The sequence below is a fragment of the Kocuria rhizosphaericola genome (assembly GCF_044462205.1).
Classification (GTDB): Bacteria; Actinomycetota; Actinomycetes; order Actinomycetales; family Micrococcaceae; genus Kocuria; species Kocuria rhizosphaericola.
This window is the reverse complement of record NZ_JBISWK010000104.1, coordinates 1-5,893: the sequence shown is the minus strand read 5'-3', so window position 1 is coordinate 5,893 and position 5,893 is coordinate 1. Positions and strand designations below refer to the sequence as shown.

Genomic DNA, 5,893 nt, shown 5'->3' with positions numbered 1-5,893 from the left:
CTTCCCGGCGGCCCGGCCCCGCCGGCAGGCGTGCTGTCGATCCTATCCCCGGCCGTTGCGCCGCCGGGCCGGGGGCGCGGGCGGGCGCCCGGTGGCGCGCCGGGGAACGGCGCGGGGAATAACGCGGTGCCCGCGGACGGTTGACATGATCCGGGCGCTCCACCGCCGGCGTGCCCCGCACCGGCCTCCCCACGGACGCCCGGAAACGACCCACCCCAGGAGGAAGAGCTGTGCTGGACCCCACCTCGCTGTACCTGAGCAATCCCGCTCTGCTCGAGGACGCCCGGGTTCGTGGCCTGCCGCTGATCGTCGCCCTGTCCGGCTACGCGGAGGCGGGGCACGTGGCCGTGCAGATCGAGCACACCATCACGGAGGCCCTGCCGCACGAGGTCGTGGCCCGTTTCGACCTGGACCAGCTCTACGACTACCGCGCCCGCCGTCCGCACGTGACCTTCGCGGAGGACCACTTCGAGGGCTTCCAGAACCCCGAGCTGTCCCTCCGGCTGGTCACGGACGGCCTGGGGCGCAGCTTCGCGCTGCTCACGGGCCCCGAGCCGGACCTGCAGTGGAACCGGTTCACGGAGGCCGTGGTGGGCCTGGCCCGCCGGATGGACGTGTCCCTCGTCGCGATCGTCTCGGGGATCCCGATGCCCGTTCCGCACACCCGTCCGTTCATCGTCTCGGTGCACGGCAACCGGGCCGACCTGCTGCCCGCCGAGCACGCGTGGAAGCCGGTCGTGGAGATGAGCTCGTCGGCCGCCCAGCTCCTCGAGATCCGTCTGGGCGAGGCGGGGATCGACAACATCGGCTTCACCGTGCACGTCCCGCAGTACCTGGCCGAGGCGCACCTGCCGCACGCCGCCGTGGCCGCCCTCGAGCACGTCAGCGCCGTGACGTCGCTGAACCTGCCCTCGGACGAGCTGCGCGAGGCGGCCCGCGAGATCGAGCAGCAGATCGACCAGCAGGTCGGCGCGTCGCCCGAGGTGCAGGCGGTCGTGGCAGGACTGGAACAGCGCTACGATGACGTCGTCGACGCCTCGGTGCCGCGCTCCCTGCTGGTGGGGGACGAGTCCGAGCTCCCCGACGCCGACGAGATCGGCGCCGCGGCCGAGGCCTTCCTCGCCGCCCAGGAGGACGAGCAGGACTGAGCCCGCCCGGCGCGCGGCCGGCCCGGCGTCGTCCCGGGGTGGCCCCGCAGCCCCGGGACCCGTCCCGGCCCAGTCCCCCCGAGAGCGAAGTGCATGCCGTCCGACCGGTACCGGGCCCACGAGCCCGGCAAGGACTCCCGCCGCGCCTACCTGGTCTTCGCGATCGGCACCTTCGCCTACTTCAGCGCCGTGGCCCAGCGCACCAGCTTCGGCGTCGCGTCGGTCGACGCGGCCGAGCGCTTCGGCACCGCGGCGTCGGCGCTGTCGATGTTCTCGCTCATGCAGGTCCTCGTCTACGCGGGGCTGCAGATCCCCGTGGGCGTGCTCGTGGACCGGTTCGGCTCCCGCGTCATGGTCGCCGCCGGGGCGCTGCTCATGACGGCCGGGCAGGTGCAGCTGGCCCTGGCCGACACGGTCGGCGAGGGCGTGGCCGGACGGGTGCTCGTGGGCGCGGGGGACGCCGCCACGTTCGTGTGCGTGATGCGCCTGATCCCCGCCTGGTTCTCCGCGCTGCGCGTGCCACCGCTGACCCAGTTCCTGGGCGTGGTCGGCAACCTCGGCCAGCTCATCTCCGTCATCCCGTTCGCCTGGCTGCTCGAGCTGACCGGGTGGTTCCCGTCCTTCATGACGCTGGCCTCCCTCGCGCTGCTCGCCGCCGTGCTCGCCGCGGCCCTGCTGCGCAACGCGCCCCCCGGGGTGGAGGTCCTGAACCGGGAGCTCGGCCTGCGGCGCACCGGCCAGGTGCTCCGGGAGAGCGTGGCCGAGCCCGGGACCCGGCTCGGCTTCTGGGTGCACTTCACCACCCAGTTCGCGGGCAACACGTTCGTGCTCATGTGGGGCTATCCCTACCTGGAGTACGCCCAGGGCCTGTCCGACACCACGGTCTCCCTCGTGATGACCTCCTTCGTGCTGACCAACCTGGCCGTGGCACTCGGCCTGGGCGGGCTCACCGCCCGCCGCCCGCACCGCCGGGTGCGGCTGTCCCTGGGGGTCACCGCCGTCATCTTCTCGGCGTGGACCGTGCTGCTGGTCTGGCCGGGAACGGCGCCCGTCCCGGTCGTGCTGGCCGCCGTGTGTCTCATCGCGATCAGCATGCCGGCGTCCATGATCGCCTTCGACATCACCCGCAGCTTCAACCCGGCACGCCGCACGGGCACCGCCACGGGCATCGTCAACGTGGGCGGCTTCACCGCCTCCGTGCTGGCCATCTTCGTCACCGGCTTCGTCCTCGACGTGCTGCACGCCGCGGGCTTCCGCGACGAGCTGTACGCCCCCGACGCCTTCCGGCTGGCGATCGCGGCGCAGTTCCTGATCGCGGCGGCGGGCACCGCGGGCGTGCTGGCCACCGCCCGGCGGGTGCGCCGGCGGCACGGTCAGGACGCCGCCTGACCGGTCCCGTCGGCACTGCACCGTGCCGCGAATCGGGCCCCGGCCCCGCCTGCGGTCCACAGGCCGGGAGCGCACCGGCACCCCCGGCCCGGGAGAGCCCAGGCTGGGCACATGAGACAGCACCCCATCGGAGATCCCTTCGTCCCCGTCGTCCGGTGCGCGGCCGACCTGCTCGCCGTCGTGCCGCACACCCTCGGCTACTGGCCCGCCGACTCCCTGGTCCTGTTCGCCGCCGGCAATGGAACGGCGGGGGCGTGCGTGCGGGTGGACCTCCCGGGCGGCCCGCCCGACGAGGGCCTCCAGGAGGCGTTCGTCGCCGAGCTCGCCGACCTCGTGGGCCACGACGCCCTGAGCGACCGGATCTTCGTGATCGTGTACACGTCGCCGTCCGCCGGGGATCCGCCCGTCCCGCCCGCCGAGGTGGAAGGCGTGCTCGCACTCGTGGACGAGGCCGCCCGGCGCGCTGGGCGGGCCGTGGCGGCGCGCTGGATCGTGGCCGGCGACCGCTGGTGGCCGGCCGAGGACCCGGCGGACGTCCAGGACGTCACCGGCATCGCGGACAGCGCCGTCAACGCCGCGCTCGTGGCCTCGGGAAGCTCCTACGCGGCCGCCCCGCGGCTCGCCATGGACCACGAGTACGGGGCGCTGCCCGCCGGCACCGCCCGTGGCACCGGCCGCGCCGCGGTCCGCTGGGCGCGGGCCGGGGAGGGGACCTGGCACCACCTCGACCGCCTCGTGCCGGCGCTGTCCGTCTGGGCCGACGTCCTCGCCGCGGTCCGGGACTCGCCCGAGGACCCGGTGCCGGCGGTGCTCGGCCACGACGACGACCTGCTCGGCCATCTGGCGGCGAGCCTGGTCGACCCCGTGCTCGCCGACCTGCTCCTCGTGGTCTGCGCCACGGACGACCTCGAGGGCGTCCTCGCGGCCGCCGCGATGTGGGCCGAGCTGTGCGACGACGTCGACGACCCGGAGGCCGGCGCCGACGGCGTCCCGATCGGGCCCACCCTCGCACCGGCCCCCTCGGGCCTGCCACCGGTGCCCCTGCGACCGCCGGCCGGGCACACCGGGCGGACGCCCGGCCCTGGTGCCGCCCCGGTGCCCGCGCCCGACGCGGGGGAGCTCGTCCGGCTCTCCCGCGTGCTCGCCGGCGAGTGGGCGGACGCCCCGCACTGGGCGCTGCTCGACACCCTCTACCGGGTGCTGCAGGTGCTCGGCTGGCTCCTGGAGCCCACCGAGCACCCGGAGTCCGCCGAGGAGGCCGAGCCGACGGCGCCCACGGGCCCGCGGCCGGCGGGGGGAGCGGCCGAGGACCCCGGACAGGACGGGCCGGACGAGGCGCGGGGGCGGACCGTGCTCGCGGGCGTGCTCGTGCAGCTGGCGCAGCTCAACCGTTTCCGGGCACGCGGTTCCCACACCGCGCACTTCGTGCGCCGGGCGACCGCCCTGGTCCCCGGTCACCCCTCCGCGCTGCGCGTGCTGCGCCTCGCCGACGCCCGGCCCGTGCCCCTCTGGGCCCGGGACCGTGCCACCGCCTGGCACGCCTGAGCCCCGGGTTCCGGACTTTTTCGGGTCCGGTCGGCAGAGCGGGAACAAATCCCGCGCATGCGTGGTTCCGGCTGTCAGGACCCTTCAAGCCCGCCGCGCCGGACACTGCCCGGCGCACGGACTTGACAGGGTCATAGGCGTGTTGCCCCGAGGGCGGACGCCGTGACCGCTCAACGAAAGGCTCTCAGTGTCACCTGCCGCCAGCAAGAAGACGACGGACACCGCCGCCGAGGCCCCGGGCACCGGGGACGCTCGGTCGCCGTCCGGGACCACGGGCGCGTCGCCGCGGGCGAAGACCGCCGCTGCGAAGTCGACCGCGACCAAGAAGACCGTGGCCGCGAAGAAGACCACGGCGGCGAAGTCCACCGCCGCGCGGTCCGGCGCGCCGAAGAGCGCCGCCGCGGCCAGTTCCACGAAGTCCACGGCCGGCAAGTCCACCGCGACCAGGACCGCCGCGAGCAAGGCGCCCGCGGCGCCGAAGGCCACGGGCCGCCAGAAGACGGCGGCCCCGACGACCAAGGAGGCCCAGGACGTCGCCGGGGGGCCCGAGGAGGACGTCGTCGTCACCGACGACGCCGACATCGAGACGACCCTGACCGACGTGGCCGGGGTGGTCGACCCCGAGGTGGACGAGGACGAGGAGACCGAGGAGGAGGCCGCGCCCGAGGAGGCGGCCGCCGCGCCGGCGCCCAAGGACGAGAAGACCTCCGGCTTCGTCATCACCGCGAACGACGACGACGACGCCCCGGCCCAGCAGGTCGTCTCCGCCGGGGCCACCGCCGACCCGGTCAAGGACTACCTCAAGCAGATCGGCAAGGTCGCGCTGCTGAACGCGGAGCAGGAGGTGGACCTGGCCCTGCGGATCGAGGCCGGCCTGTACGCCGAGCACAAGCTCGCGGACGGGAAGGACTCCCTGGACCCGCAGACCCGCAAGGAGCTGCGCTGGGTCATCCACGACGGAAAGCGCGCCAAGAACCACCTGCTCGAGGCCAACCTGCGCCTGGTCGTCTCGCTCGCGAAGCGCTACACCGGTCGCGGCATGCTCTTCCTGGACCTCATCCAGGAGGGCAACCTCGGTCTGATCCGCGCGGTCGAGAAGTTCGACTACACCAAGGGCTTCAAGTTCTCCACGTACGCCACGTGGTGGATCCGCCAGGCCATCACCCGCGCCATGGCGGACCAGGCCCGCACCATCCGCATCCCGGTGCACATGGTGGAGGTCATCAACAAGCTCGCCCGCGTCCAGCGGCAGATGCTCCAGGACCTGGGCCGGGAGCCCACTCCGGAGGAACTGGCCAACGAGCTCGACATGACGCCCGAGAAGGTCGTCGAGGTCCAGAAGTACGGCCGTGAGCCGATCTCCCTGCACACCCCGCTGGGCGAGGACGGCGACTCGGAGTTCGGCGACCTGATCGAGGACTCGGAGGCCGTGGTCCCCGCGGACGCCGTGAGCTTCACGCTCCTGCAGGAGCAGCTGCACTCGGTCCTGGACACCCTCTCCGAGCGGGAGGCGGGCGTCGTGGCGATGCGCTTCGGCCTGACCGACGGCCAGCCCAAGACCCTCGACGAGATCGGCAAGGTCTACGGCGTGACCCGGGAGCGCATCCGGCAGATAGAGTCCAAGACGATGTCCAAGCTGCGCCACCCGTCCCGCTCGCAGGTTCTGCGCGACTACCTCGACTGACCGTCGGCGTCCTGTGCCCGGGCCCGGTCCGGACACGGGACCCCGACGACCGGAGCCGCGGCCCGTCCCCGGCGGCGTGACCCCGAGCCCCGGGGCAGGTCGCGGGGACGGCACGTGGGACGCGCGG

The 5,893-nt window shown here is 74.1% G+C and carries 4 protein-coding genes; all 4 read left to right on the top strand.

What is annotated here, in order from left to right; all coding sequences use genetic code 11:
• Positions 1 to 230: 230 nt before the first annotated feature.
• Positions 231 to 1,148 (top strand): proteasome assembly chaperone family protein, encoded by a 918-nt coding sequence (locus ACH9D2_RS10790; protein WP_396362834.1) that lies wholly within the window; start codon positions 231 to 233, stop codon positions 1,146 to 1,148.
• Between the two features lie 93 nt (positions 1,149 to 1,241).
• Entirely contained in the window at positions 1,242 to 2,537 is a 1,296-nt protein-coding gene (locus ACH9D2_RS10785) for an MFS transporter (protein WP_396362833.1), read from the top strand.
• A 111-nt stretch (positions 2,538 to 2,648) separates the two neighbouring features.
• Positions 2,649 to 4,082, top strand: a complete 1,434-nt coding sequence (locus ACH9D2_RS10780) for a DUF4192 family protein (RefSeq protein WP_396362832.1) — start codon at positions 2,649 to 2,651, stop codon at positions 4,080 to 4,082.
• Positions 4,083 to 4,269: 187 nt separating this feature from the next.
• A complete protein-coding gene (locus tag ACH9D2_RS10775) occupies positions 4,270 to 5,766 on the top strand; it encodes an RNA polymerase sigma factor (RefSeq protein WP_396362831.1) in 1,497 nt (498 codons plus the stop codon).
• Positions 5,767 to 5,893 lie beyond the last annotated feature (127 nt).